1 protein-coding gene is annotated in these 243 nt (G+C 30.9%); it reads right to left on the bottom strand.

Features of this window, described 5'->3' with window-relative positions:
* Window positions 1-243: hotdog family protein (locus IDG63_RS14875; RefSeq protein ID WP_481903614.1), on the bottom strand; the 243-nt coding region annotated here is incomplete at both ends.

Raw genomic sequence — 243 nt, 5'->3', positions numbered from 1 at the left:
AATTCTGTGGAACCTGTAGTTGCAAGTTCACCTTTTTCATTAAAAATCTCATATTTATACACTGAACGTAATCTCGAATATTTTTCAACCCAAGTTTTAACTTTAACTTTTTCTGGATAAAAAATAGCCAATACGTTAACATTAATGTAATTAGCGTGAAGATAAGCTAATATATAGCAAAAACGAACTTGTTCATACAACATCAGATGTGCTAAACCAAAGTACAACTTCCGAGGTTCAGTA

Origin of the sequence: Staphylococcus sp. EG-SA-14, from assembly GCF_017151935.1 — a bacterium.
In the GTDB taxonomy this organism is placed as follows: domain Bacteria; phylum Bacillota; class Bacilli; order Staphylococcales; family Staphylococcaceae; genus Staphylococcus; species Staphylococcus aureus.
The sequence above is the reverse complement of the archived record's forward strand: the minus strand, read 5'-3'. Positions and strand labels throughout refer to the sequence as shown.